General features: G+C 74.2%; 22 protein-coding genes and 1 pseudogene. 15 read left to right on the forward strand and 8 right to left on the reverse strand.

All coding sequences use genetic code 11. The annotated features are described in order from the left end of the window. Nucleotides 1-82: 82 nt before the first annotated feature. On the forward strand, nucleotides 83-481 hold the full coding sequence (locus tag ACZ3ZE_RS10940; RefSeq protein WP_361178227.1) for a TOBE domain-containing protein: 399 nt from the start codon (nucleotides 83-85) through the stop codon (nucleotides 479-481). A gap of 24 nt (nucleotides 482-505) precedes the next feature. Here ACZ3ZE_RS10940 and ACZ3ZE_RS10945 read toward each other — a convergent pair whose 3' ends face one another. Further along, entirely contained in the window at nucleotides 506-2,275 is a 1,770-nt protein-coding gene (locus ACZ3ZE_RS10945) for a helix-turn-helix domain-containing protein (RefSeq protein ID WP_467258464.1), read from the reverse strand. A 365-nt stretch (nucleotides 2,276-2,640) separates the two neighbouring features. On the opposite strand from ACZ3ZE_RS10945, the gene modA reads away from it, so the two are divergent. Continuing rightward, on the forward strand, nucleotides 2,641-3,435 hold the full coding sequence (gene modA, locus ACZ3ZE_RS10950) for a molybdate ABC transporter substrate-binding protein (RefSeq protein WP_467258467.1): 795 nt from the start codon (nucleotides 2,641-2,643) through the stop codon (nucleotides 3,433-3,435). A 242-nt stretch (nucleotides 3,436-3,677) separates the two neighbouring features. Here the strand turns inward: modA and ACZ3ZE_RS10955 are convergent, their stop codons facing one another. Continuing rightward, on the reverse strand, nucleotides 3,678-5,549 hold the full coding sequence (locus tag ACZ3ZE_RS10955) for a CASTOR/POLLUX-related putative ion channel (RefSeq protein WP_361622952.1): 1,872 nt from the start codon (nucleotides 5,547-5,549) through the stop codon (nucleotides 3,678-3,680). Between the two features lie 194 nt (nucleotides 5,550-5,743). Here ACZ3ZE_RS10955 and ACZ3ZE_RS10960 point away from each other — a divergent pair, with 194 nt between their 5' ends. Continuing rightward, nucleotides 5,744-7,231, forward strand: coding sequence for an FAD-dependent monooxygenase (locus ACZ3ZE_RS10960; RefSeq protein ID WP_467258468.1), 1,488 nt, complete (start codon nucleotides 5,744-5,746; stop codon nucleotides 7,229-7,231). A gap of 145 nt (nucleotides 7,232-7,376) precedes the next feature. On the opposite strand, the gene ACZ3ZE_RS10965 is transcribed toward ACZ3ZE_RS10960, so the two are convergent. Continuing rightward, nucleotides 7,377-8,228, reverse strand: a complete 852-nt coding sequence (locus ACZ3ZE_RS10965) for a class II fructose-bisphosphate aldolase (RefSeq protein ID WP_361178239.1) — start codon at nucleotides 8,226-8,228, stop codon at nucleotides 7,377-7,379. Nucleotides 8,229-8,474: 246 nt separating this feature from the next. Beyond that, complete coding sequence (locus ACZ3ZE_RS10970) at nucleotides 8,475-9,350, reverse strand: SIS domain-containing protein (protein WP_361178241.1); 876 nt, start codon at nucleotides 9,348-9,350, stop codon at nucleotides 8,475-8,477. A 150-nt stretch (nucleotides 9,351-9,500) separates the two neighbouring features. On the opposite strand from ACZ3ZE_RS10970, the gene ACZ3ZE_RS10975 reads away from it, so the two are divergent. Next, nucleotides 9,501-10,286 (forward strand): DeoR/GlpR family DNA-binding transcription regulator, encoded by a 786-nt coding sequence (locus ACZ3ZE_RS10975; protein ID WP_361178243.1) that lies wholly within the window; start codon nucleotides 9,501-9,503, stop codon nucleotides 10,284-10,286. 87 nt (nucleotides 10,287-10,373) lie between these two features. Here the strand turns inward: ACZ3ZE_RS10975 and ACZ3ZE_RS10980 are convergent, their stop codons facing one another. Next, nucleotides 10,374-11,666: an SLC13 family permease gene (locus tag ACZ3ZE_RS10980; protein ID WP_467258471.1), complete on the reverse strand. Its 1,293-nt coding sequence runs from the start codon at nucleotides 11,664-11,666 to the stop codon at nucleotides 10,374-10,376. Nucleotides 11,667-11,888: 222 nt separating this feature from the next. On the opposite strand from ACZ3ZE_RS10980, the gene ACZ3ZE_RS10985 reads away from it, so the two are divergent. Then, complete coding sequence (locus ACZ3ZE_RS10985) at nucleotides 11,889-13,106, forward strand: serine hydrolase domain-containing protein (RefSeq protein WP_361622961.1); 1,218 nt, start codon at nucleotides 11,889-11,891, stop codon at nucleotides 13,104-13,106. Nucleotides 13,107-13,196: 90 nt separating this feature from the next. Here ACZ3ZE_RS10985 and ACZ3ZE_RS10990 read toward each other — a convergent pair whose 3' ends face one another. Beyond that, nucleotides 13,197-14,129, reverse strand: a complete 933-nt coding sequence (locus tag ACZ3ZE_RS10990; RefSeq protein ID WP_361178249.1) for a M56 family metallopeptidase — start codon at nucleotides 14,127-14,129, stop codon at nucleotides 13,197-13,199. Between the two features lie 4 nt (nucleotides 14,130-14,133). After that, a complete protein-coding gene (locus ACZ3ZE_RS10995; protein ID WP_361178251.1) occupies nucleotides 14,134-14,523 on the reverse strand; it encodes a BlaI/MecI/CopY family transcriptional regulator in 390 nt (129 codons plus the stop codon). Between the two features lie 256 nt (nucleotides 14,524-14,779). On the opposite strand from ACZ3ZE_RS10995, the gene ACZ3ZE_RS11000 reads away from it, so the two are divergent. The 8 genes from ACZ3ZE_RS11000 to ACZ3ZE_RS11035 all read left to right on the forward strand — a co-directional run bounded on the left by ACZ3ZE_RS11000 (nucleotide 14,780) and on the right by ACZ3ZE_RS11035 (nucleotide 24,659). Further along, nucleotides 14,780-15,826 carry a questin oxidase family protein gene (locus ACZ3ZE_RS11000; RefSeq protein ID WP_361622964.1) on the forward strand — a complete coding sequence of 349 codons (1,047 nt, stop codon included), beginning with the start codon at nucleotides 14,780-14,782 and terminating at the stop codon, nucleotides 15,824-15,826. A 175-nt stretch (nucleotides 15,827-16,001) separates the two neighbouring features. Beyond that, entirely contained in the window at nucleotides 16,002-17,882 is a 1,881-nt protein-coding gene (locus ACZ3ZE_RS11005; protein WP_467258474.1) for a glycoside hydrolase family 15 protein, read from the forward strand. 136 nt (nucleotides 17,883-18,018) lie between these two features. Then, complete coding sequence (locus ACZ3ZE_RS11010; RefSeq protein ID WP_467258477.1) at nucleotides 18,019-19,896, forward strand: methylmalonyl-CoA mutase family protein; 1,878 nt, start codon at nucleotides 18,019-18,021, stop codon at nucleotides 19,894-19,896. After that, nucleotides 19,896-22,082, forward strand: a complete 2,187-nt coding sequence (gene scpA, locus ACZ3ZE_RS11015) for a methylmalonyl-CoA mutase (RefSeq protein ID WP_361178261.1) — start codon at nucleotides 19,896-19,898, stop codon at nucleotides 22,080-22,082. The genes ACZ3ZE_RS11010 and scpA overlap by 1 nt, the downstream gene beginning before the upstream one ends. Nucleotides 22,083-22,086: 4 nt before the next feature. Next, on the forward strand, nucleotides 22,087-23,076 hold the full coding sequence (meaB, locus tag ACZ3ZE_RS11020) for a methylmalonyl Co-A mutase-associated GTPase MeaB (RefSeq protein WP_467258480.1): 990 nt from the start codon (nucleotides 22,087-22,089) through the stop codon (nucleotides 23,074-23,076). Between the two features lie 170 nt (nucleotides 23,077-23,246). After that, complete coding sequence (locus ACZ3ZE_RS11025) at nucleotides 23,247-23,663, forward strand: STAS domain-containing protein (protein WP_361178265.1); 417 nt, start codon at nucleotides 23,247-23,249, stop codon at nucleotides 23,661-23,663. Between the two features lie 41 nt (nucleotides 23,664-23,704). After that, a complete protein-coding gene (locus tag ACZ3ZE_RS11030) occupies nucleotides 23,705-24,118 on the forward strand; it encodes an STAS domain-containing protein (protein ID WP_361178267.1) in 414 nt (137 codons plus the stop codon). Nucleotides 24,119-24,134: 16 nt separating this feature from the next. Then, nucleotides 24,135-24,659 carry an ATP-binding protein gene (locus tag ACZ3ZE_RS11035; protein WP_361178269.1) on the forward strand — a complete coding sequence of 175 codons (525 nt, stop codon included), beginning with the start codon at nucleotides 24,135-24,137 and terminating at the stop codon, nucleotides 24,657-24,659. On the opposite strand, the gene ACZ3ZE_RS11040 is transcribed toward ACZ3ZE_RS11035, so the two are convergent. Further along, the gene (locus ACZ3ZE_RS11040) at nucleotides 24,601-25,497 is read right to left on the reverse strand and encodes a SigB/SigF/SigG family RNA polymerase sigma factor (RefSeq protein WP_442305126.1); all 897 of its coding nucleotides are present in this window, start codon (nucleotides 25,495-25,497) and stop codon (nucleotides 24,601-24,603) included. The two genes, ACZ3ZE_RS11035 and ACZ3ZE_RS11040, sit on opposite strands and share 59 nt — an antisense overlap. 142 nt (nucleotides 25,498-25,639) lie before the next feature. Between ACZ3ZE_RS11040 and ACZ3ZE_RS11045 the strand changes: the two are divergent. Beyond that, nucleotides 25,640-26,035: pseudogene (locus ACZ3ZE_RS11045) on the forward strand (ATP-binding protein); the annotation flags it as partial. Nucleotides 26,036-26,191: 156 nt separating this feature from the next. After that, nucleotides 26,192-26,521 (forward strand): plasmid stabilization protein, encoded by a 330-nt coding sequence (locus ACZ3ZE_RS11050; protein ID WP_361623108.1) that lies wholly within the window; start codon nucleotides 26,192-26,194, stop codon nucleotides 26,519-26,521. Nucleotides 26,522-26,591: the final 70 nt, after the last annotated feature.

The raw sequence follows: 26,591 nt of genomic DNA on the forward strand, positions 1-26,591 counted from the left end.
GTCTAGGCTTCGTTCATCGGCCGGAGACGCCCGGAAGGGTCCCGGGGCCGCTTTCCACACCATCGAGTGAGAGGGGTCCGCGGTGCCGTCGTACAGCATGGGGCAGGCCGCGAAGCTGCTCGGCGTGAGTGCGGAGACCGTGCGCCGCTGGGCGGACGGCGGGCGGCTCCCTGTCGCACGGGACGGCGCGGGCGCCCGGGTCGTCGAGGGCGCCGATCTGGCCCGCTTCGCCGTGGAGCGGGGGGCCGGGCCGCACGCGGTGCCCGAGGACTCCGTGCCGACGTCGGTGCGGAACTCCTTCGTGGGGATCGTGACGGCGGTACGGGTCGACGACGTGGCCGCGCAGGTCGAGGTGCAGTCCGGTCCGCACCGGCTCGTGTCGCTGGTGACGCGGGAGGCGGTCGAGGAGCTGGGTCTCGCCGTGGGGGTCACCGTCACCGCGCGGGTGAAGTCGACCAGCGTCCACATCGACCTGCCCTGACCCGGCGCCGCCTGCCGCGCCGTCTCAGCGGCACAACAGGGCCGCCCGCAGGTCGAGTTTGTGGTCGAGCCGGGACAGGTCACGTCCGGTGAGGGCCTCCACGCGCTCGATGCGGTAGTGGACCGTGTTCACGTGCAGGTGCAGGGCCTCGGCGGTCCTGGCCCAGGAGCAGTCGTGCGCGAGGAAGACCTCCAGGGTCTCCAGGAGGGTCGCGTGCGACGCCCGGCCGGGGCCGAGGAGCGGGCCGAGGACCGTCGCGCGGTACACCTCCCGTACGGCGGCGGGGATCCCGGCCACCAGGGAGTCCAGGCCGCGCAGGTCGTCGAGGCCGGCGAGGCGCTGCCCCGAGGGTGCGGCGGCGCGGGCGGCGGCCAGCGCGTAACGGGCCTGCGCGAGCGCGGTGTCGAGCGCGTCCGGGCCGGTGACGGGCTCGCCGACCCCGGCGTGCAGGGCGTCCCCGGGCCGGCAGGCGTGCACCAGCGGCCACGCCTCACCGAGCACCGCCCGCAGCTCCGCCGCCGCACCCTCTCCGTGCGCGACGACGGCCATCGCCTCGCCGCCGGGGCACTCGGCGACGACGGAGGTGAAGGCGGCGGGAGGGAGATGGCCCAGCGCCTCCGCGAGGGCGGCGGCGGCCTCGGAGGCCGTGGCGGCGGAGAGTGCGGTGTCGGAGAGTGCGGTGTCGGAGGGCACAGCGTCGGAAAGCGCGTCGGCGGCGGCCGTAGCCCCCGCGGCCACAGCCTCGACGAGCTGCGCCGCCGCCTCGACCCCACCGTGGCCCGCCGCCGCCTCGGCTCGTCCCCTCTCACCCCCCTCACCTCCCTCGCCCCTCCCGGTCCGCCCGGTCCACCCGGTCCGCCCCGGGGCCCGGCCGAGGCCCGCGCCCGGCTCCAGGCTCGCCGCGACCAGCGTGTAGGCGCGCCCGTCGCCCAGGCCGCAGGCGGTGAGCGCGCCCCGTATCCGGTGCGCGTCGGGGTACGGGGCGCCCAGCGCGGCCAGGAGTTCGGCCGAGGCGGTCGCGCGGGCCGCGCGGCGGCGGTCCTCGCGGCGCCGGTGGCGGCCGAGGAGCTCGGCGATCTCCTGGAGGACCCGGGGCGGGACCTGCCCTTCCTCGGGCAGGTGCAGGTGCCAGGCGTCGAAGGCCGTGTCGTCGTCGGCCTCGACCCGGACGGTGGTGCCCCGCGTACCGCGCAGGAGTTCCGCGGCCCGCCGGGCCGGCAGCGGCGCGGCGCCGCCGGCCCGGGCGACCGTACGGCCGCTGCCGGTGAGCAGGTGGCAGTCGGGGGTGCCGAGGTGGGCGAAGGCGCGGTCCGTCAACTCGGCGATGGAGGCGCCGTGTTCGAGGGCGCGGTCGAGGTCGGCGCGGACGTTCTCCGGCAACGCGTAGTGGTCGGTGGGGCGGCGGCTGAGCTCGCCCCACTGGCGCAGGCAGACGGCCTCGGTGACCGCCCGGAAGCTGGTGTGCGCGGGGACGGCGAGCAGGGCGACGCGGTGCCGGCGGCAGGCGTCGACGACCTCGTCCGGCACTCCGCCGTGGGTCTCCTCCCCGGCGAGCAGGGCCACCGCGCCCGCCGCGCTGAGCCCCGACACGAACCGGTCGGCCTTGGCCGGGTCGCCCTCCCGGCTCCACCAGGGCAGTCCGCTGAGCACGATCTCGCCGGCCTCCAGGAACCGTGCCGGGTCCTCCAGGTCCGTGGCCGTCACGCCGCCGACCTCCTGACCGAGCAGGGCCCGGTCCCCCCAGACCAGCGCGAGGTCGAGACGGTCGAGGCGGAGAAGATGGTCGACCTGCATGCGGAACTCCTTGCCCCCTGAGGAATGCGCACGGGTGAACGCGCGCGTCTCCACCTCACATGCGCAAGGTGAATACGAGACGATCCATCGTAGATGCCACGCCAGGCCGCGAGAACGCCTCTCGTCCGAACACCCAGGCCCCGGCGGCCGGGTACGGAGCTTCCCGGAAAGCCCCGGGAGCCTGTTGGCCGTTCCTCCGAGCTTCCTCTCATTCGCGATGGAGGGTCCTCCATACTTGTTGCAGATGAGAGCGGAACGGCCCTACCGTGTCGCACATGCAGTCCTGCCGGGAGTGGAAGTCGGCCGCACCTGACGCCTGAGCCCTCATGCAGTACTTCCGTCCGCCCGAAGGAGTTCAGACCCTCATGTCCCTCACGCTCACCAGACGCCGTACCGCCGCCGCCGTGGCCACCGTCGCGCTGCTCGTACCGCTCGCGGCCTGCTCCGGCACCGGCGGCAAGGACAAGGCCACCGGCGGATCCACCACCGCCCCCGACACCAAGCTCACCGTGCTGGCCGCCGCCTCCCTCACGGACGTCTTCAAGACCGCCGGCGCCGCCTACGAGAAGACCCACCCCGGCACCACGGTCACCTTCTCCTTCGCCGGCTCGCAGGAACTCGTCGCCCAGGTCGCCCAGGGCGCACCGGCCGACGCCCTCGTCACCGCCGACACCAAGTCCATGGCCAAGGCGAGGAACGACACCGGCACCCCCACCGTCATCGCCAGGAACCGCCTCGTCATCGCCACCGGCGAAGGCAACCCGCACAAGGTCGACGAGCTGAAGGACCTCGCCGACCCCCGGCTGAAGGTCGTCCTGGCCGCGCCCGAGGTGCCCGCCGGCAAGTACAGCAAGAAGATCCTCGACGCCCAGAAGATCACCGTGAAGCCGGTCTCGCAGGAGCCGAACGTCCGCGCCGTCCTCAGCAAGGTCGAACTCGGCGAGGCCGACGCCGGACTCGTCTACAAGACCGACGCCGAGAGCGCCAAGGACAAGGTCGACGCCATCGGGATCCCCGACGCGCAGAACGCGATCGCCGAATACCCCGCGGCCACTCTCAACGACTCCAAGAACGCGAAGGCCGCCGCCGCGTTCGTCGCCTGGCTCAGCACCCCCGAAGCCCAGAAGATCCTCCAGGACGCCGGCTTCCAGAAGCCCTGACGGCCACCGGCCCCGCGCGGAGGAGTGGCTCTCGCCGCGCGGGGAGCACCGGTCGGGAAAGGCCCTGCGCGCCGTACGCGGTGTTCGGCGCGCAGGGGCCGACCCTCCGGGACACCGCGGACGGCCCCCGCGTCACGCCGGCGTCGCGGAAAGCCGCAGGTCAGTGGCCGACGCCGGGGCCCCTGCCGGGTTGACGGCGACGGACGGCGACTGACGGCGGGGTGACGGCCGTCGGGGTGGCGCTAGCTCTCCGCGAACACGACCACCGCGTCGCGCTCCCCGAAGACGAGCGGGGCCGTACGGGGCGGGTTGAGGAAGATGCCGTAGGTGGGGGCCTCTTCGGCGTGCCGGGCGAGACGGTAGCCGATGGCGGTCTCGCCGCGGCGGCGGGCGGCCTCGACGACGGTGGCGAAGTTCGCCTCGGCGCCGAGGATCACGTAGTCGCAGGCCGGTTTGAGGTAGATCTCCGAGCCCTCCGGGTCGAAGAGGTCGGCGAAGACCGCGTACAGGTCGCGGTTCTCGGTGAGCTGGGTGAGCAGGAGGCTGATCACCTTGGTGCTGACGATGAAGTCGTCGGCCTTGGTGACCTGGGCGACCTCGCGGTTGGCGTCGTCGTGCATCTCCGTGACGATCGAGTACGGATCTCCCAGGCCCACCTCGATGTCCCGCAGGTGCAACAGGGTGACGAGCGTGCGGTCGTCGGCCCGGCCGGGGGCGATGGTGTCGTCCGAGAGCACCACGATGTGCTGGTAGCCGCCCAGGTCCAGGGCTTCCAAGGAGGACCGGCGGGTCGGCTCGCAGCGCTTGAACCCGACGGTGAGGTGGGCCAGTCGCCCGTGCAGGGCGGCCTCCGGGCGGCGGGGGGCGGCGATGTCGAGGGTCGAGCCGGGTTCGACGAAGCTGTCGAGCAGGTCGACCAGCTTCGCCGTGCGGGAGTTCTCGCCGATGAGGAGGGTCCGGTCGAGGTGCGGCGGCTGGACGGGCGCGGTCGTGATCGCCGTCTCGACGACCGGTGCCGGGGTCTCGGCCCGGCGGATCAGGAGGTCGTCCTCGGCGACCATGAGCAGCTGGTCGCCGGGGGCGATGACGGTGTCCATCGGCGGGTTGACCAGGACCTGGCCGTCGTTCCTGTGCAGCCCGGCCGGCACTCCGCGCGCGTAGGCGCCGAGGGCCTGCCCGTACGTGGCGCCGACCAGGGACGGTTCGTCGCGGAAGTAGAACTCGTTGCCGACGAAGCTGAGCAGTTCGTTGAAGACGGTCGACAGGCCGGTCTGCCGGTGCGCCTGCGCGATCAGGCGGACCGCGATGTCCTCGGCGTCGATCACCATGGCCGTCCCGCCGGCCGCGAGGCGGGCGGCGGCGAGGTTCTCCGAGTCGTGCACGGCCGCGACGACATGGGGGCGTACGGGCTTCCACGTACGGCTGTTGAGCAGCAGCAGCACCTTGATGACGTCGACGTCGCGGTCGTCGCCGGACGGCGGCAGCACCATGATCGACTTGGCGGTGTCGGGGCTGACCAGCTCCAGATCGGCCCGGACGAGCGGGTTGCCCGAGCGGCACACGACCCGGGTGCGCCCCGGTTCGGGGATGCGCTCGCGGATCGCGTCCTCCATGGCGACCTTGTCCCGGTCCGCGAGGATCACCACGCACGAGCGGCGTTCGCTCTGGTTCGCCTCGACGAGCTCGGCGACCACCGTGAAGACCTGCTCCGACCAGCCGAGCACGATGGTGTGCCCGCGCTCCATCAGCTGCGAACGGCCCTTGCGCAGTTGGTTGATCCGCTGGTTCAGGCCGGTGGTCAGCACACCGATGAGGGCGCTGACGATGAAGATGCCGCCGATCGTCACGGCCAGCATCAGACCGAGGAAGACCGGGCCGCCCGTGTCCCCGCCCATGGTGCCGGGGTCCAGGGTGCGCAGCAGGCTCATCCAGGCGACGCCCGCCCAGCCGCCGTTGTCCTCGGCGTCGGTGTCGGTGAACAGGACGACCAGCGTGGAGGCCACGCCGATGAGCAGCAGCGAGGCGAGCGCCAGCCAGCTGATCAGGGCGGGCGTGCCGCGGTCCATCGTGCCGTCGAACCAGTACCGGAACCGGGCCCGAAGCCGTTCGCGCACCACTTGCCGCCCCTCCCCCTGTTCCCCGGGAGAGGTCCGGGAAATGACAAAGGCAAGGAAGTCGCAGACTCCTTGCCACTATCAAGATATAGCGCACAGGGGGGCTTGCGGCAAGACCCGGTACAAGGCGCAGAATGGGCGGCCGATTCCATAAGCGGACGGAATGGGCATATCTCGTGAGTGGGTGTTCCGAAATGACGGACGTGATCGTGGTCGGCGGCGGGCCGACCGGCCTCATGCTCGCCGGTGAACTGCGGCTGCACGGCGTACGGGTGCTCGTCCTGGAGAAGTCGGCCGAACCGCTCGGGCACTCCCGGGGGCGCGGGCTGCACGCCCGGAGCGTCGAGGTGATGGACCAGCGCGGGCTGCTCGGCGGATTCCTCGCGGAGAGCGAGAAATTCCGGGTCGGCGGATTCTTCGGCGGCATCCACAAGGCGTGGCCGGAAGGCCTGGACACGGCCCATCCGTACGGGCTCACCACCCCGCAGCACGTGACCGAGCGGCTGCTCGAAACCCGTGCCGTCGCGCTCGGCGCCGAACTGCGGCGCGGCCACGAGGTGGTCGGGCTCGACCAGGACGACACCGGGGTGGACGTCCGGCTCGCCGACGGCACGCGGCTGCGCGCTCGCTATCTCGTGGGGTGCGACGGCGGGCGCAGCACGGTGCGCGAACTGGCCGGCATCGGCTTCCCCGGCGAGCCGTCGACGGTCGAGACCCTGCTGGGCGACATGGAGGTGACGGCGGACCGGGCGACGGTCATGGGCGTCGTCGAGGAGGTACGGAAAACCCAGCTGCGGTTCGGGGCCGTCCCGGACGTCGACGGGCACGCGGGCCTGTACCGCATCGTCGTGCCCGCCGACGGCGTCGCCGAGGACCGGGCGACCCCGACGACCCTCGACGAGTTCCGGCGGCAGCTGCGGGCGCACGCCGGCACCGACTTCGGAGCGCACTCACCGCGCCGGCTCTCCCGCTTCGGGAACGCCACCCGGCAGGCCGAGCGCTACCGCTCCGGCCGGGTGCTGCTGGCCGGGGACGCGGCCCACATCCATCCGCCGACCGGCGGGCAGGGCCTGAACCTCGGCGTGCAGGACGCGTTCAACCTCGGCTGGAAGCTGGCCGCCGAGGTCGACGGCCGGGCACCGGAGGGCCTCCTCGACAGCTACCACACCGAGCGGCACCCGGTCGGCGCCCGCGTCCTCGACAACGCCCGCGCGCAGATCACGCTCATGGGGACGGACGACCCCGGCGCGGCGGCGCTGCGGGCTCTGCTGTCGCGGCTGATGGACTTCGACGAGGTGAACCGGTACATGACCGGGATGGTCACCGCGATCGACATCCGCTACGACTTCGGCGACACCCACCCGCTCGTCGGCCGGCGGATGCGGGACGTCGCACTGAAGCGGGGACGCCTGTACGGGCTGACGCACGCCGGACGCGGGCTGCTGCTCGACCAGACCGGCCGGCTCTCGGTGACAGGCTGGGCGGACCGCGTCGACCGGGTCGTGGACCTCGTCAACGCCGCCGACGCCGACGTCTTCAAGGGCTCCGACGACACACCCGGCCCGCCCGCGGTGCTGCTGCGGCCGGACGGGCACGTGGCCTGGGTCGGCGAGGACCAGGGGGAGCTGGTGGCGCGGCTGGAACGGTGGTTCGGCGCGGGCGCGGGCGACGGCGGAGCATGACCCGAGGCGGCCGGCGGCGCGGCCGAGGTCACCGCCGGAGACCGACGCCGGGTGGCCACCGGCGGTGCAGCCGAAGCCGCTCCCGGCGGCTGACACGAGGTAGCCGCCGTCTGCGAAGGCCTGGCGCTCCTCCTGTGACGTTCCGTCAGGCGATGCTCCCCGCGCGCGCGTCGAGGATCCCCAGCAGCCTGGTGACCTCGTGGGTCATCGCCGTCCGTCCCGCGCCGAGGTAGCGGCGGGTGTCGGCCAGGGCCCGGTCCGCGTCGAGGACTTCGCGGGCGGCGCGGGTGAAGACCCGGTTCAGGTGGGTGGCGATGTTGACCTTGGTCATGCCGTGGGCGACGGCGGTGGCCAGGTCCTCGTCGCCGACGCCCGACGAGCCGTGCAACACCAGCGGCACGGGCAGCCGCGCGCGCAGGGCCGCGATGAGGTCGAAGTCGAGGGCGGCGTCACGGGTGGCCATGGCGTGCGAGGTGCCGACGGCGACCGCGAGGGCGTCCACGCCGGTGGCGGCGACGAACTCCGCGGCCTCGGCCGGGTCGGTCCGGGCGCCCGGGGCGTGGACGCCGTCCTTGCCGCCGACCTCGCCGAGTTCGGCCTCGACCCACACCCCGGAGGCGTGACACAGGGCCCGTACCCGCGCGGTGGCGCGGACGTTCTCCTCGTACGGCAGCGTGGAGGCGTCGTACATGACGGAGGAGAAACCGAGCGCGACGGCCTCCTCGACGAGTCCGGCGGAGGTCGCGTGGTCGAGGTGGACGGCGACGGGGACCCCGGCGGCCCGGGCGACCGCCAGGGTCGCGGTGCCGATCGCGGTGAGGGCGCCGTGGTAGCGGGCGGTGTTCTCGCTGACCTGGAGGATCACCGGCGTGCCGGCGGCCTCCGCGCCGGCCACGATGGCCTGGGCGTGTTCGAGCTGGATGACGTTGAAGGCGCCGACGCCGCGACCGGCGGCCGCGGCCGGTCCGACGATGTCGCCCGTTCCTACGAGGGGCATGACGGTTCTGCTCCTTGGTCGGCTGAATGCGGGTGCGAGTGGGGGCGGGTGTGGACGCGGATGCGGGGCCTGACGTCCCCGCCGCCGGAAGGGGGTCGGCGGCGGGGAGGCAGGTGACCGGCCGGGCGGGGTCAGGGACCGCCCGGCCGGGGTCAGGGCTTGGCTGGTCCGGGGCCAGAACTGACTGGCCGGGCCCAGGCGTCGGCCAGGAGCGGCCCGGCCCAGGTCAGGGCCTCCCGGTCCGCGTCACGACTCCGCCAGCACGATCGATCGGGTCAGGCCCCGGGGCTGGTCGGGGTCGAGGCCTCGGCGGGTGGCGAGGGTGACGGCGAGGCGCTGGGCGCGGATGAGGTCGGCGAGGGGGTCGGTGTCGGAGACCGAGGCGTACGCGCCGGTCGGGGCGATCTGGTCGAGGAGTCCGGCGGGCGGCGCGCCGAAGAACCAGACGGTGCTGGTGGGGCCGGTGACGCTGATCGGGCCGTGCCGGTACTCCATCGCCGCGTACGACTCGGTCCAGGCCCCGGCGGCCTCGCGCAGCTTGAGCGCGGCCTCGTTGGCGAGGCCGATGGTCCAGCCGGTGCCGAGGAAGGTGAACTGGCCGGATTCCACGGCGGCTTCGGGCAGCGGCTCGGCGACGGCCCGTTCGGCCTGCTCGACGAGGTCGTCCGGCACGAGGCCGAGGGCGGCGCGCAGCAGGACGAGGGCGGTGGTGGCGAAGCGGGTCTGTACGACGGACCGTTCGTCGGCGAAGGACAGGTCGACGACGGTGCCGGCGGCCCGGACGACGGGGGTGTCGAGGTCGCCGGTGAGCGCGACGGTCGGGGTGCCTTCGGGGACCCGGGCCAGGGCGGCGAGGACCTCGGTCGTGGTGCCGGAGCGGGTGAGGGCGACCACCCGGTCGTAGGAGCGGTTCGCCGGGTACTCGGACGCGGCGAAGGCGTCGGTCTCGCCGAGGCCGGCGGCTTCGCGCAGCACGGCGTACGCCTGGGCGATGTAGAGGGAGGTGCCGCAGCCGACGACGGCGACGCGTTCGCCGTCGGCGGGCAGGCCGGCGGGCTTGGTCTCCAGTGCGCGGCGCCAGCAGGCGGGCTGGCTGGCTATCTCCGTGTCGACATGACTCATGGCGGCGCCTCCCCGAACCAATGATGATTGAAGTTGTCTCCTTTATAGAGTCCGCGCGCAACTTTGAGCAAGCACGTGCAAGGAATGCTCATGTAGCGGGGAAGGGGCGTTAGGCTCGGCCCCCGAGGTCACGAGGCGAGGAGAACGGTGATGAGCACGCACGAGCGCTGGACGCGGCTGCTCGACGCGCTGGGCGAGAAGGGCAGCATCGAGGTCGGCGAGGCGGCCGAACTGCTCGGCGTCTCCCCCGCCACGGTCCGCCGCGACCTGGAGGAACTCGCCCGCCAGCAGCTGCTCACCCGCACCCGGGGCGGCGCCGTGCTCAGCGGGGTCACCTACGACCTCCCGCTGCGCTACAAGACCGCCCGCAAGGCCGACGAGAAGCAGCGCATCGCCCGCGCCGCCGCCGCGCTCGTCCCGCCGGGCGCGATCGTCGGGCTCAACGGCGGTACGACCACCTCGGAGGTCGCGCGCGAACTGGCCACCCGCGGCGACCTCGCTTCGCACACCGGCGGCCCGGCGCTGACCATCGTCACCAACGCCGTCAACATCGCCAACGAGCTCGCCGTCCGCCCGTACGTGAAGACGGTCGTGACCGGCGGGGTCGCCCGCCCGCAGTCCTACGAGCTGACCGGTCCGCTCGCGGCGGCCACGCTCCAGGGCCTCTCCCTGGACTACGCGATCCTCGGCATCGACGCGGTCGATCCCGACTTCGGGGCCTCCACGCACGACGAGGGCGAGGCGAGCGCCAACCGTTCCATGGCGGAGCGGGCGGCCACCCTCATCGTCGTGACCGACTCCACCAAGCTGGGCAGGCGGGCCTTCGCCCGCGTCTGCGCCATCTCCGACATCGACATCCTCGTCACCGACCACGACGCCCCCGACCCCGTCGTCGAGGCGCTCTCCGAGCAGGGCGTCGACGTCCGACGGGTCTAGGCTCCCCCCGCCACCGACCCCTGACAAGGCCGCCGACGACCCCGGCCACCGGCCGAGGGACCGGCTGAGCCCCGGCCACGCCCCCCGCTACGGGCCGAGCAGGGCCAGCGAGCCCCAGAGCGCCACCGTGGCGGCGGTCAGCGCGGTGGGGACGGTGAGGGCGCCTAGGAGCGTGAACTCCTTCAACCGCACGTCGTGGCCGCGCTCGTGGGCGATCCGGCGCCAGAGCAGCGTGGCGAGGGAACCGGCGTACGTCAGGTTGGGGCCGATGTTCACGCCGAGCAGGACGGCGAGGACGGCACCCGGCCCGGCGGGGGCGGCGAGCGGGGCGAGCGCGAGCACCGCCGGCAGGTTGTTGATCAGGTTCGCGAGAAGCGCGGCGAGGGCGGCGGTGCCGAGCAGCGCGGGCAGCGAGGTGCCGTCCGGCAGGGCGGTGCCGAGGGCGTCGCCGAGTCCGTTGTCGACGACGGCGCGGACGACGACACCGAGGGCGAGGACGAAGGCGAGGAACGGCAGCGCGGCCGAACGCACGAGCGCGGCCGGCCGGGTGTGCCCCCGCAGCAGGGCCCGCACCGCGAGCACCGCCGCGCCGGCCGCCGCCGCCCAGGCCGGGTCGACGCCGACCGCCGAGGCGACACCGAAGCCGACGAGGGTCGCGCCCACGGTCAGCAGCGGGAACAGCGGCACCTCGACGGGGCCGTCCGCACTCCCGCCGTCCGCGCTCCCGCCGCCCGCTCCCGAAGCGTCCGCTCCCTCACCGTTCGGCCCGGCGGCGAGCTCGGCGGCGAAGAAGCGGCGGAAGACCACGTACTCGACGCCGATGGCGGCCAGCCACGGCAGCAGCATCAGCAGCGCGAAGCGGCTGAAGCTGAGGCCGGTGGCGGCGAAGGCCAGCAGGTTGGTGAGGTTCGAGACCGGCAGCAGCAGCGAGGCCGTGTTCGACAGGTGGGCGGTCGCGTAGGCGTGGGGGCGGGCCGAGGTGCCCATGCGGGCGGCCGTGGCGAAGACGACGGGCGTGAGCAGGACGACGGTGGCGTCGAGGCTCAGCGCGGCGGTGATCAGCGAGGCCAGGGCGAAGACGGCGCCGAGCAGCCGCCGTGGCCGACGGCGTGCCCAGCGGGCCATCCAGCTGCCGCAGGCGTGGAAGAGCCCCTCGTCGTCGCAGAGTTTGGCCAGCACCAGGGCAGCCGCGAGAAACCCGATGACCGGCCCCAGCCGGTCCGCCTCCTCGCGCACGTGCTCCACGGGCACGGCGCCCACGACGACCAGGAGCACGGCGGCGGGCACCGCGAAGACCGCCTCCGACCACCCGAAGGGGCGGCCGACGGCGCAGGCCAGCACCACGACGAGTGCGGCGACCGAGAGGGACGCGAGGAGCATGCGTTCGATCATCCGGTACGGCGGAAAGGCGCCCACGGGCGGGTGCCGCCCGCTGCCACGGGCTGGGTCGCGCCGGACCTGGCGCCGCTGTCCGGCCGCCCCGCCGCGTAACGTCCCGTTCGCGGCCGGGCTGGGCCGCACGGGTCTGTCCCCGTCCCCGTGCGGGGTGTCCGGCGGAGTTGCGGGCGGCGGCGGGCGGGGTGGCATGGGGATAGTGCGGGCATGAGACGCACCACCCTTCGCGCGGCCCTCTGCGCCGCGCTCCTCGCCGTCGTGTCCCAGACCTCCGCCGTCGTGCCCGCCTCCGCCCGGGGCGCGGGGGGCCACGGGGACCGGCCGTGCGAGCGGACCCAGCGGCCGCTCGACGCGCAGGCCCGGCGGGTCCTCGACATCACCCGCAAGGCCAAGGCGGATCTGCGGCTGAACTCCGTGGAGGTGAAGGTCACCCTCGACGGGCGCGAGGTCCTCACCGACGCGCTCGGCGAGTCCATGACCGGCGTGCCCGCCGAGCCGGACATGCACTTCCGGGCCGGCTCGGTCGCCTTCGCGCACATCGGCACGGCCCTGCTCCAGCTGGTCCAGGAACACAAGGTGAGCCTGGACGACACCGTGGACCGCTGGCTGCCCGACGTCCCCAAGGCGCACCGGATCACCCTGCGGATGCTCGCGAACAACACCTCCGGCCTGCACGACTACGTCACCGACCCGGCGTTCCTGAAGGCGCTCCTCCCGCACCCGTTCCGCCAGTGGACCCCGGAGCAGCTGCTCTCCTACCCGTACAGCCACTCCTTCTGGTACGAGCCGGGCACCAGCTGGAGCTACTCGCACGCCAACTACGTGCTGCTCGTCTCCGCGCTGGAGAAGATCACCGGCATGCCGATCCAGGAGTTCGTGAAGCGGCGGGTCACCGGGCCGCTGGGGCTGCGCGACACCCGGAACAACTTCACCCCCGACATCCCGGCGCCGGTGCTGCACGCCTTCACCTCCGACCGCGGCCTGTACGAGGAGTCCACCTTCTGGAACCCGTCGTGGACCACGGCGCCCGGCGCGGTCATCACCACCCACATCTGCGACCTGGCCCGTTCCGCCGAGGGCATCGGCAGCGGTGAACTGCTCTCGCCCCGCGCGTACCGCACCCTGCTGAACCCGGGGACGGTCGGCCTCGGCGGCGGCACCGCCCGCTGTCCGGCCACGATCTGCCTGAAGCAGACCGAGGCCAAGCACTTCGGCCTCGGCGTCATCGTCGTCAACGGCTGGATCCTGCAGAACCCTTCGTTCTCGGGGTACGCGGCGATCCAGGCGTATCTGCCGTCCAAGCGGCTCGCCCTCGCGGTGTCCGCGACGAAGACCGCGACCACGCCGGACGGCAACCAGGCCGAGGTCGTCGCCGAGCGCATCGCGGCCGCCCTCGCCCCGGGGATCCCGCTGGCGATCAGCTGACGGCACCCTCGCGGACGGTCGGAGCGGCGTGGCCGCGTGAACGATCGCGGACGGCCGGAGCGGCGTGGCCGTGCGAACGATCGCGGACGGTCAGAGCGGCGTCGCCGTGTGGAGGATCGCGTACAGCGTGACCGCCGAGTTCGCCGAGGAGACGGCGGACGCGGCGGTCCCCACGGCCGCGCCCCAGGCCGCCATCCCCGTCGCCGTGCCCACCCCCGGCCAGGCCCGTGCGGCCGGCGCCGGGGCGAGCAGCGCGGCCACCCGGCGCGGTACGGGGCCGGCGGCGGCGAACCCGGCGAGGGTCGGCGTCGGCGCCCCCGCCGACACCAGGGCGGACTTGCCGATGGCGCGGGCCACCACCCGGCGGCTGCCGACCCGTACGGCGGCCTCCTCGTCGGCCCACCGTTCGGTGGTGTAGCCGACGGCCGTGCACAGGGGCCGCAGGAACGGGTTGGCCCGCGCCGCCACCCGGACGACGAGGAGGAACCGGTGGTGCCGCCCCTCCAGATGGGCCCGCTCGTGCGCGAAGAGCGCCCGGCGCTCCCGTGACGTCAGCCGCGCCAGCATCCCCCGGCTGACGACCACCCGGTCCCGGCGCCCGCCCGGCAGGGCGTACGCGTACGGGACGTCGTCCGGCAGCACGGCGACCGCGCGGGCGGGCAGCGGGGCGAGGGCGCGTTCCGCCCGCCGCCGTACCCGCCGGTGCCGCCACAGCGTCCATCCGCAGGCGCCCAGCACGGCGAGGAGCGCCGGGATCGCGAGCCGGCCGGCCACCTCGTCGTACGGCACCGCCGCCCGCACCTCCGGATCGGACCAGGCGTCCGGCAGCGGGTTGCCCGGCAGTTGGGCGGTGCCGACGACCACGAGGAGCGCCAGGCACAGCGTGCTGCACAGCGCGAGGACGGCGGCGACGGCGGTCAGCATCCGGGTCGCGGTCCGCGGGTGCAGATGCTGTTCGGCGAGGCGCGCGACCGGCCACGCGGTCAGCGGGAGGACGAGCGGCAGGAAGACGAAGACCCCCATGGCGTCAGACCTCCCCGTCCTCCCCGTCCTCTCCGGCTTGCGCCAGGAGGTCCCGCACCAACTGCTCCTCCGCCGACGACAGACCCGTCACGAACCGGGCGAGCACCGCCTCGCGGTCGGACTCGCCGTCCAGGACCCGGCGCATCCGCAGCGCGGCGAGACCCGCCTCGTCCGCGACCGGCGTCCACTCGAACGACCGGCCCGCCCGCTCCCGCGCGACGGCGCCCTTCACATGAAGACGCGTCAGGATCGTGATCACGGTGGTGTACGCGAGGCCGCCGCCGAGCCGCTCCTGCACCCAGCCCGCGGTCACCGGCCCGTCGGCGGCCCGCAAGGCGGCCAGCACCAGCGTCTCCAGCTCGCCCTGCCCACGCCGTCGCGGCACACCCGCCATCCCGCCGACCTCCGCCTCACCGCTCCCTGGACCGGCCGCCCATCGTACTGACGGGACACCGGGCGTCCCACCGGCGTCCCACCGGCGTTGGCCGGGAGGACGCGGAGGGGACGCCGGGCGAGACCTGGTCCTAGGTCCGGCCTAGGCCCTGCCCGGCCCCATCCTCCGTCCACGGCCCGTTACGCGCCCGCCGCCGGCCGCCTACCGTCCCCCCATGGACACGAGCAGGGACACGAGTACGGGTACACCCACGAGCATGGGAACGCCCACTGACCTGCGCGGGGATACGCGCACGGACACGACGGGCACGCTCGACGAGGCGCTCCAGCGGCTGCACTCCTCCGGGCCCGAGCGGCTCGGCCGGCTCACCAATCACGCCCCGATGGCCGTCGAGGCCCTCGCCGCCCGCGGGCAGGCCGCGGCGGTGCACCGCTGGCTGGACGGGTACGCGCCCAAGCTGGAGCAGTTCCCGGCCGGCGTCGAGCCGGTCACGGACGCCGACTGGCGGCGCGCGCTCGGGGACCCGCGGCGGGCCGCCGACTGGATCGCCCACTTCGAGCGCGCGATCGCCGAACGCCCCTGGCGCGAGGTGCTCGCCGAGTGGTGGCCACGGCTTCTGCCGGGGATGTACGGCGGTTCCACGCACCCCGTGATCCGGGTGGGGCACGCCGTGCGCACCCTGCTCGCGGCCGAGAGCACCGCTCCTCGGCTGGCCGAACTCGCGCACGGCCTCGGCTACTGGGCCGCGCGCCACCGCCCCGTCGAGGGCCTCGCCGTGCTGCCCGGCGCCGGGCGGGCCGTGGACGCGCTCGACGCCGTCCGGCCGATCGGCGAGCGGGACGGCGGCTTCCCCGCCCGGCTCGCCCGGGTCGACGCGCTGCCGGAGTGGGCGGCCGGGGTGACGGACCCGGAGGAGGCGCGGGCCCTGCTCGCCGAGCTCGTACGGGCGGCCACCCACCGGTACGCCACCCACGGCCACGGTGAGGAGACGATGCTGGTCCACGCGGCGACGGCCCCCAACGCGGTGCTGCGCGCCCTGCCCGCGCTCCCCCGCACGCTGTGGGTGCCGAGCCTGCGGGCCGCCTGGACGGCCTCGGCGGCGGTCACCGCCATGTACGCGCCGGACGCGCCGGTCCCGTACGCCCCGCCGGGCTCCGTCACCGCCGAGGAGGTCTTCGCACGGGCCCTCGCGCACGGCGACGAGCACGTCATCAAGCTGACGGACACGGCCCTCGACGTCGGCGACGAGCCGGCCCTCGCGGCGGCCCTGCGCGCGATCGAGCTGAGCGAACCCATGGGGTAGGGGCGGGGCGGACCCGCGGCGACGGCGGACCGCCCGCCGGCCTCCGCCCTCACCCGTTCGGCCGACTCCGCCTGGTCGTGCCCGCGGATCGCCACAAGGATCGGGGACACGTCGGGGTCGTCGGAGCACGGTCCGGACCGGCGTCCGTCGCGGCCGAGGAGGTCCCGTGTGCCCGGTGCGCCGTTATCCGCCGATCGCCGACCACGGGCTCGTCGGCGACCTCCAGACCGCGGCCCTGGTCTCCTCCGACGGGGTGGTCGACTGGTTCTGCTCGCCGCGCTTCGACGCGCCGAGCGTGTTCGCCGCCCTCCTCGACCACGAGCGCGGCGGGTACTTCGCCGTGACCGTCGACGCCCCCGACGTCACCACGCGGCAGCTGTACTTCGCCGACACCGCGATCCTCGTGACCCGCTTCCTGACCGCCGACGGGGTCGGCGAGGTCGCCGACTTCATGCCGCTGGACCGGCCGGAGACGGCGACGGCCCGCCACCGGCTGATCCGGGTGCTGCGGGTGGCGCGGGGCCGGGTGCGGTTCTCCGTGGAGTGCCGGCCGCGGTTCGACTACGGGCGGGCCGGGCACGAGCTGAGCCTCGACGGCTCGGGCACGGCCACCTTCGTCGGTGCGGGGCTCCAGGCGGTGCTCCAGGGCGCGGGCCCGGTCGAGCTGCACCGCGACGGGCGGGACGTGCGCGCGGAGGTGGAGCTGGAGCAGGGCCAGGTGGCGGCGTTCGTGCTGACCGTGGACGACGCGGGCGGCGCGGCTCCGCCACCGGCCGACCGGGCGTCGCTGACGGCGGAGTTCCGGCGGACCCGCGACTTCTGGCACCGCTGGATCCGGCGCAGCCGCTACCGGGGCAGGTGGCAGGCGGCCGTCAACCGTTCGGCGATCACGCTCAAGCTGCTCACGTACGCGCCGACGGGCGCTCCGGTCGCCGCGGCCACCATGGGGCTGCCCGAGCAGGTCGGCGGCGAACGCAACTGGGACTACCGCTACACGTGGGTGCGGGACGGCTCGCTGTCGGTGCACGCGCTGCTCGGTCTGGGCTTCGAGGAGGAGGCGGACGCGTTCCGGCTGTGGCTGGGCGCGCGGCTGAGCGAGCAGCGGACGGTGACCGGCGAGCCGTTGCAGATCATGTACCGGGTCGACGGCGATCCGTACCTCCCCGAGGAGATCCTGGACCACCTGGAGGGGTACCGCGGCTCCGCCCCGGTGCGCCGGGGCAACGGGGCGGCCGGTCAGCTCCAGCTCGACATCTACGGCGAGGCGGTCTTCGGCCTGGCCCGCGAGGGCGGGTCCGCCGCGCGGCGGATCGGCTGGGACGGCTGGGTCGCCGTGTCGGGGGTGCTGGACTGGCTGGCCGGCCACTGGGACCGGCCCGACGAGGGGATCTGGGAGACCCGTGGCGGGCGGCAGGACTTCACGTACAGCCGGGTGATGTGCTGGACCGCCTTCGACCGGGGCATCCGGCTGGCCACCCGCTTCGCCCGGCCGGCCGACCTGGCGGGGTGGACGGCGGCTCGCGACGCGATCCTGCGTCAGGTGATGGAGCGGGGCTGGAGCGCGGACCGGCGGGCCTTCGTGCAGCACTACGGGAGCGAGGTCCTCGACGCCTCGCTGCTGCTGATGCCGGCGGTCGGGTTCATCGCGCCGTCGGAGCCGCGCTGGCTGTCGACGCTCGACGCGATGGGGGCCGAGCTCGTCACCGACAGCCTCGTCTACCGGTACGACCCGGCCGCCTCGCCCGACGGGCTGCGCGGCGACGAGGGCACCTTCTCGCTGTGCAGCTTCCTCTACGTGGGGGCGCTCGCGCGGGCCGGGCGGCTCGACGAGGCGCGGTACTCGTTCGACAAGATGCTGACGTACGCGAACCACGTCGGGCTCTTCTCGGAGGAGATCGGCCCGGCGGGCGAGCAACTGGGGAACTTCCCGCAGGCGTTCACGCATCTCGCGCTGATCTCGGCGGCCATCGCCCTGGACGAGGAGCTCGACGGGGACCGGGACGGAGACGGGGGCGGAGACCGGGACGGGGGCATCGGCCGTGACGTCGACGGGTGACGTGACCCCGTCCGCGCGGGCCGGTGCGCGGGGTGGCCAGCATGGATGCGGTCCGTCGTTCAAGGCCGATCAGGGGAGGTCAAGGTCACAGCGGATCACCCTGCGCTCCTTTGTGAGGCTGGCCTAGCATCCGAGCATGACTGTGCTGCCTGACGACGGCCTTTCGCTGGCCGCCGAATTCCCCGCAGCGACCCATGCGCAGTGGCAGCGCCTCGTGGCGGGCGTACTGAGCAGGTCGGGCAAGGACGTTCCGGACACCGAGGCCGAGGACGTCCTGTCCACCGTGCTCGAGGACGGCCTGCGGGTCCGCCCCCTGTACACGGCCGACGGACATGCCGCCGGATCCGCCGACGGAGCGGCCGACGCGCCGGCCGACGGCGCCGCGGACCCGTCCGCGCCCGACGCCGGACTGCCCGGGTTCGCCCCCTTCGTCCGGGCCGGGCGCGCCGAGGGCAACACGGTGGACGGCTGGGACGTGCGCCAGCGGCACACCGTGGCCGACCCCGAGGCGGTCCTCACCGACCTGGAGAACGGCGTCACTTCGCTGTGGCTGGCCGTGGGTCCCGACGCCATCCCGGCCGGCGAGCTGGACCGGGTCCTCAAGGACGTGTACCTCGACCTGGCCCCCGTCGTCCTGGACGCCGGGGCGGAGACCCCGACGGCCGCGGCCGAGCTGCTCGACGTCTACGCGCGGCGCGGCGTCGCGCCCGAGGCCGCCCTCGGCAACCTGGGCGCCGACCCGCTGGGCACCGAGGCCCGTACCGGCGCCGCGTACGACGGCGACGGCTTCCCCGCGACGGTCGCCCTCACCCGGCTGTGCGCCGAGTCCTACCCGGGGCTGCGCGCGCTGACCGTGGACGCGCTGCCGTACCACGAGGCCGGCGGCTCCGCCGCGCAGGAGCTGGGCGCCTCGCTCGCCACCGGTGTCGCCTATCTGCGGGCGCTCACCGCGGGCGGTCTGACGGTGGAGCAGGCCCTCGGGCAGCTGGAGTTCCGCTACGCGGCCACCGCCGACCAGTTCCTGACGATCGCCAAGCTGCGCGCCGCGCGCCGGCTGTGGGCGCGGGTCGCGGAGGCCTGCGGGGCCCCGGCGGCCGGGGCGCAGCGGCAGCACGCCGTGACCTCGCCGGTGATGATGACGGGCCGCGACCCGTGGGTGAACATGCTGCGGACGACGCTCGCCACCCTGGCGGCGGGTGTCGGCGGCGCCGAGTCCGTCACGGTGCACCCCTTCGACCACGCCCTCGGTCTGCCGGACGCCTTCGCCCGCCGGATCGCGCGGAACACGTCGACGATCCTCATCGAGGAGTCGCATCTGGCCCGGGTGATCGACCCGGCCGGCGGTTCCTGGTACGTGGAGACGCTGACCGACGAACTGGCCCACGCCGCCTGGGAGTTCTTCCAGGGCATCGAGCGGGACGGCGGTCAGGCGGCGGTGCTGCGCTCGGGCCGGATCGGCCGGGACCTGGCCGCCACCTGGGCCGAGCGGTCCCGGGCGCTGGCCGAGCGCCGTGAACCCGTCACCGGTGTCAGCGAGTTCCCGCACCTCGGCGAGAAGCCCGTGGTGCGCGCGCCGGCTCCCGCCGGGCCGTCCGGCGGCCTGCCGCGGGTGCGGCGCGACGAGGCGTTCGAGGCGCTGCGCGCCCGGTCCGACGCCCATCTCGCGGCGACCGGCGCCCGGCCGAAGGTGTTCCTGGCCGCGCTGGGGCCCGCCGCCGCGCACACCGCCCGGCTCACCTTCGCCGCCAACCTGTTCCAGGCCGGCGGCATCGAGCCCGTCACCGAGGGCTCCTTCGAGGACAGCGGTGCCGCCGAGGCGTGCCTGTGCTCCAGCGACGCCCTGTACGAGGAGCGGGCCGCGGCCACCGCCGCCGAGCTGCGCGCGGCCGGTGCCGGGCACGTGTCCCTGGCCGGCCGGCCCGGCGCGTACGCCGGTGTCGACTCGTTCGTCTTCGCGGGGTGCGACGCGGTCGCCGTGCTCTCCGCCACCCTCGACCGCATCGGAGTGTCCTGATGGGAATCCCCGACTTCACCGGGATCGGCCTGGGATCCCCTTCGCCCGCCGGGAGCGCCGAGGAGTGGCGCGCCGCCCTCAAGCGGGCCTCCGGCGGGGACGACCTGCTGTGGGAGACGCCCGAGGGCATCGGCGTGAAGCCGCTGTACACCGGGCGTGACCTGGCGGACGTCGACTTCCTCGGCACGTACCCGGGCGTCGCGCCGTATCTGCGCGGCCCGTACCCGACGATGTACGTCAACCAGCCGTGGACCATCCGGCAGTACGCGGGCTTCTCCACCGCCGAGGAGTCCAACGCGTTCTACCGGCGCAACCTGGCGGCCGGCCAGAAGGGTCTGTCGGTCGCCTTCGACCTGCCCACGCACCGCGGCTACGACAGCGACCACCCGCGCGTGACCGGCGACGTCGGCATGGCGGGCGTGGCCATCGACTCGATCTACGACATGCGCCAGCTCTTCGACGGCATCCCGCTGGACCGGATGTCGGTGTCGATGACGATGAACGGCGCGGTGCTGCCCGTGCTCGCGCTGTACATCGTGGCCGCCGAGGAGCAGGGCGTGCCGGCCGAGAAGCTGGCGGGGACCATCCAGAACGACATCCTCAAGGAGTTCATGGTCCGCAACACCTACATCTACCCGCCGAAGCCGTCGATGCGGATCATCTCCGACATCTTCGCCTTCACCTCGCGGAACATGCCCCGCTACAACTCCATCTCCATCTCGGGCTACCACATCCAGGAGGCGGGTGCGACGGCCGATCTGGAGCTGGCGTACACGCTGGCCGACGGCGTCGAGTACCTGCGGGCGGGCCGGGAGGCGGGGCTCGACGTGGACGCGTTCGCGCCGCGGCTGTCGTTCTTCTGGGCGATCGGCATGAACTTCTTCATGGAGATCGCCAAGCTGCGCGCGGCCCGGCTGCTGTGGGCGAGGCTGGTGAAGCAGTTCGACCCGAAGAACGCCAAGTCGCTGTCGCTGCGCACCCATTCGCAGACCTCCGGCTGGTCGCTGACCGCGCAGGACGTCTTCAACAATGTCACCCGCACCTGCGTGGAGGCGATGGCGGCCACCCAGGGCCACACCCAGTCGCTGCACACCAACGCCCTCGACGAGGCGCTGGCGCTGCCGACGGACTTCTCGGCGCGGATCGCCCGCAACACGCAGCTGCTGCTCCAGCAGGAGTCGGGCACGACCCGGGTCATCGACCCGTGGGGCGGCAGCGCGTACGTGGAGCGGCTCACCTACGACCTGGCGCGCCGGGCCTGGCAGCACATCCAGGAGGTCGAGGCGGCCGGCGGCATGGCGCAGGCCATCGACGCGGGCATCCCGAAGCTGCGCGTCGAGGAGGCCGCGGCCCGGACGCAGGCGCGGATCGACTCGGGCCGGCAGCCGGTGATCGGCGTGAACAAGTACCGGGTGGACGGCGACGAGCAGATCGAGGTCCTGAAGGTCGACAACTCCTCGGTGCGGGCCCAGCAGATCGAGAAGCTGCGCCGGCTGCGCGAGGAGCGCGACGAGCGGGCCTGCCGGGACGCGCTCGACGACCTCACCCGGGCCGCCGGCGGCGAGGGCAACCTGCTGGAGCTGGCGGTCCGCGCGGCCCGCGCGAAGGCGACGGTCGGCGAGATCTCGGACGCCCTGGAGAAGGTGTACGGACGGCACGCGGGCCAGATCCGTACGATCTCCGGCGTGTACCGCAACGAAGCAGGCGAGTCCCCGTCCGTGGACGGCACCCGCGCCCTGGTGGACGCCTTCGAGGAGGCCGAGGGCCGCCGTCCGCGCATCCTGGTGGCCAAGATGGGCCAGGACGGCCACGACCGCGGCCAGAAGGTGATCGCGACGGCCTTCGCCGACCTGGGCTTCGACGTCGACGTCGGCCCGCTCTTCCAGACCCCCGCGGAGGTCGCCCGGCAGGCCGTCGAGGCGGACGTGCACATCGTGGGCGTCTCGTCGCTGGCGGCGGGCCACCTCACGCTCGTGCCCGCGCTGCGGGAGGAGCTGGCCGCGGAGGGCCGCGAGGACATCATGATCGTGGTCGGCGGGGTCATCCCGCCCCAGGACGTGCCGGTCCTCCTGGAGATGGGCGCCGCGGCGGTCTTCCCGCCCGGCACCGTGATCCCCGACGCGGCGGCGGACCTGGTGCGGCGCCTGTCGGCGGAGCTGGGGCACGCCGCGGGGCACGGCCTCTGATCCCATGGCGATCGACATCGACACGTACGCGAAGGGCGTACGGGACGGCAGGCGCGCCCTCGTGGCGCGCGCCATCACCCTCGTGGAGTCCACCCGGCCCGATCACCGGGTGCTCGCCCAGGAGCTGCTGACCCGGCTGCTGCCGCACAGCGGCCGGGCCCGGCGGATCGGGATCAGCGGGGTGCCGGGGGTGGGCAAGTCCACCTTCATCGACGCGTTCGGCACGATGCTGACGGGCCTCGGGCACCGGGTCGCGGTCCTCGCCGTGGACCCGTCGTCGACCCGTACCGGCGGGTCGATCCTCGGCGACAAGACGCGGATGGAACGGCTCGCGGTGGACCCGGCGGCGTTCGTCCGGCCCTCGCCGAGCGCGGGGACGCTCGGCGGCGTGGCCAAGGCGACCCGCGAGTCGATCGTGGTGATGGAGGCCGCCGGGTACGACGTGATCCTGGTGGAGACGGTCGGCGTCGGGCAGTCGGAGACGGCCGTCGCGAACATGGTCGACTCGTTCCTGCTGCTCACCCTCGCGCGCACCGGCGACCAGCTGCAGGGCATCAAGAAGGGCGTCCTGGAGCTGGCGGACGTCGTCGCCGTGAACAAGGCGGACGGCCCCCACGCCACGGACGCCCGCGCGGCGGCGCGCGAGCTGTCGGGCGCGCTGCGGCTCATGCACGGCGCGGACGCGGTGTGGGCGCCGCCGGTACTCAGCTGCAGCGCCCGCGAGTCGACCGGCCTGGACACCGTGTGGGGCCGCCTCGAACAGCACCGGACCCTCCTCGACGCCACCGGCCGGCTGACCGCCCGGCGCCGGGAGCAGCAGGTCGACTGGGCCTGGACGATGGTCCGCGACGAGCTCCTCGGCCGGCTGCACGCCGACCCCGCGGTGCGGGCCCTCGCCCCGGAGGTGGAGCGGCTGGTCCGGGACGGCGAGCTGACGGCGACGCTGGCGGCGGAGCGGATCCTGGGGGCGTTCGGCGACGGCACGCGGGGCTGACCCCTGCGCCGGCCGCACCGACGCTCCCCCATCGCCCCCTTCGGCGCTCGCCCCGGGCGCGGTCGGCATGCGGGGGCCCGAACGGGGGCAGTGGCCCTGTGGAGGCGCGGTGACCGTGTCTCCCGGTACAGCCGTACCGCCGGCAGCGGGTGCCGAAAGGGGGCGCCGTGATGATCCGGGAAGACCGCCCCGAGGCGCACTCCACGGAGACCTCGCACGACCGGCCCGAGGCGCGGACGTACCGGACGCCGTCCGGGACCGCGTGGGTGGTCCGCGAGCCGTCGCCCGCGCCGGGCACGGTGCTGCTGTCGGCGACCGGCGAGTTCGACGTGGACACCGTGGACTGCCTGCGCGCGGCGCTCGCCGACGCCCGGCACGAGGGTGCGCGCCGGACCGTCCTCGACATCTCGCAGATCGGCTTCGGGGACTCGTCCTTCCTGCACGAACTGGTGACGGCGCAGTACGCCGGCGACCGGTTCGTCCTGGTGGGGCCGGTCCCGCGCCAGCTGCGCCACTTGTTCACGATGACGGGGACGCTGCGGCTGTTCACCTTCGTCAGCGATCGTCACAGTCCGGACTTCGCCTGATCATGGGAGTGCCGGTTCGCACGGAAGGAGGCGCCGCGGCCATGGCACCGACGGATCGCGAAGAACACGCCGAACGCGCCGAGACCGGGGCGCGGCTCAGCGTACGGACACGCCCCGAGCCACGGGCCGGCACGGTCGTGCTGGCCGTGCACGGGGAACTCGACCACGACACGGCGGCCCCGCTCCGGGACGCCCTCGCCGAAGCCGACGGCTCCTCCCGGGTCGTCGTCGACTGCTCGGGCCTGCGCTTCTGCGACTCGACCGGGCTCAACGTGCTGCTCAGGGCCCGGCTGCGGCTGACCGAGGACGGCGGCCGCCTGGACCTGGCGGGGCTGCGCCCGCCGGTGGACCGGATGTTCGAGATCACCGGCGCGCACACGGTCTTCCAGGTGTACGAGGACACCGCCGCCGCCCTCGCCGACGAGGGCGGGGCCGACGGGCGTCCGGGCGCCTAGCGGGGGCGGAGGGATCATGACGAGCGAGGGCGCGGACGAGGAAGCCGCCGGGGACGCCGGGGCGACGGGCGTGCCCGGGGCGGTCGGCAGCCAGGTGCGGCGGCTGGTCCTCGGTGGTTCCGCCGGGGCCGTGACGCGCTGCCGGGACTTCACCGCGACGGCGCTGGCCGACTGGGGCTGGCTGCCGGCGCGGACGGCGGAGGGCCGGGAGCGGGCGGACGACGTGCTGCTCATGGTGTCGGAGGTCGTGACCAACGCGTGCCTGCACGCGGGGGGCCCGGAGGAGCTGGTGCTGCGGCACGCCGACGGGTGGCTGCGTGTGGAGGTGTCGGATCCGAGCCCCCGGTATCCGGCGTCCGGCGCCCCGCGGTCGCCCGCGCTGCCGGGCGGTCACGGGCTGATGGTTCTCGACCGGCTCGCGGGGGCCTGGGGCGCGGTGGCGAAGGCCGACGGCGCGCCGGGCAAGGTGGTGTGGCTGGAGGTCAGTCGGCCGTCCCGCCCGCCGTGGCGGCGCCGCCCTCGTCGAGCAGGCCCTTCCTGAGCTCGCCGAGGATCCGGGTGAGCAGCCGGGAGACGTGCATCTGGGACAGGCCGACCCGCTCGCCGATCTCGCTCTGGGTGAGTTCCTCCTCGCCGAAGCGCAGCGACAGGATGCGCCGGTCGCGTTCGTCGAGGCGGGCGAGGAGCGGTTTCAGGGCCTCCAGGTTCTCGATCAGCTCGTAGGAGGGTTCCGTGGCGCCGAGGCAGCACGCGTCGGGCCGGGGGATGTCGGGGTCGTCACCGAAGGTGGCTTCCAGGGAGCGGGCGGTGTACGCGTGGGAGGCGAGTTCGCCCTCGTCGACGCGTTCCTCGGTGGTGTGGAGCTGAGCGGCGAGTTCGGCGCGGCTGGGGCGGTGGCCGAGCCGCTGTTCCAGCTGGTCGGAGGACCTGACCAGGTCGAGGCGTAGCTCCTGGAGGCGCCGGGGCACCCGTACGGCCCAGCTGGTGTCGCGGAAGAAACGTTTCATCTCGCCGACGACGGTCGGCAGCGCGAAGGCCGAGAAATCGGTCCCCCGCGAGGGGTCGAACCGGTCGATCGCCTTGATCAGGCCGATCGTGCCGACCTGGACGACGTCCTCACGGTCCTCGGGCCGGTGCCGGAAACGGCGGGCGGCGAACTTCACCAGGCTGAGATTGAGCTCGATCAGGGTGTTGCGGACGTACGCGTGCTCCGGCGTGCCCTCCTCCAGCTCGCCCAGCCGCACGAGCAGCGCGGCGGACAGCGTCCGGGAGTCGTCCGTGGACGCCAGGGTCGGCCGGTCGATCTCCGGGAGCCCGGCCAGCGCCTCGCGGCGCGTCGCCGGCCCGGCAGGCGCGGGGCGGGTCTCTGTGACGGGCATGACGTTCGGCTCCTTCGACGGTGGCGGTGGGCCGGCGCCGCGCCGGAAGGCAGGCGGCGGGGGTCCGTCGGTTCGAGCATCTGAAGTGAGGATTCCCGTTCCCGGACCGTTTGACACGGCGCGGGAGGGAGAGCCGCAGGGTATGGCCACGGAAAAGCAGCCGACAGCCACCGACCGTTCCCTCCGGTACGAGATCACGGCGGGGCCGGGCGTCGTGGCGGAGTGTCGCGACCTCACACGGAGGGCGCTGCACACGTGGTTCGGTGCTGCGGGCGCGCCGGGCCGGCAGGGCGCCGAGGACGCCCTGCTGCTGGTCTCCGAGGTCGTCACCAACGCCTGCACGCACGGCGGTGTCCCGTACGAGCTGGGGCTCGACCGGCGCGGCAGGGCGCTGTGGGTGCAGGTCAGCGACACCAGCCCGGTCCGGCCGCGCCCGCACGGCCCGCACCGCCCGAACCGCTCGTCGGGGCACGGTCTCTACCTCCTTCAGCGGCTGTCGGCGCGCTGGGGCTCGGTGCTCCGGGGCTCCCGGGGCAAGACGGTGTGGTTCGAGGTGGAGGTGCTCCCCCCGGCTCTCCCCGCCACCGCGGAGAGTCCGCCCGGTGTCGGCGCGTCCCGCGCATGGACCGGGCGCGCGGGGGCAGCGGCCGGAGCGGAAGCCCCGTACACCCCGTACAGCGGAGAGGAGCGGACGATGCCCCGCGGATCGAACGCCAAGCGAGAACGGCAGTACGAGCACATCAAGGAGAGCGCCGAGAAGCGCGGCGAGAGCGAGAAGCGCGCCGAGGAGATCGCCGCGCGCACCGTGAACAAGGAACGCGCCCGGGCGGGCGAGTCCAAGACCGCGAGCAAGACCTCCACCGAGGACATGTCGTCCTCGCGCCGGGGCGGGCTGCGCTCGCACAGCGGCGCCGAGGGCCGCACGTACGACCAGCTGTACGCGGAGGCGCGGAAGCGCGGCATCCACGGCCGGTCCGACATGAACAAGGCCGAGCTGAAGCGGGCCCTGGGGGGCGGCGGCTGAGCGAGAGGGCGGACTTCCGACCGTGCCCGAACTACCATGCCCCCGCAGGGCTTTCACGGGGGAAGCGGGG

It is taken from the genome of Streptomyces sp. NPDC023157 (genome assembly GCF_055560575.1).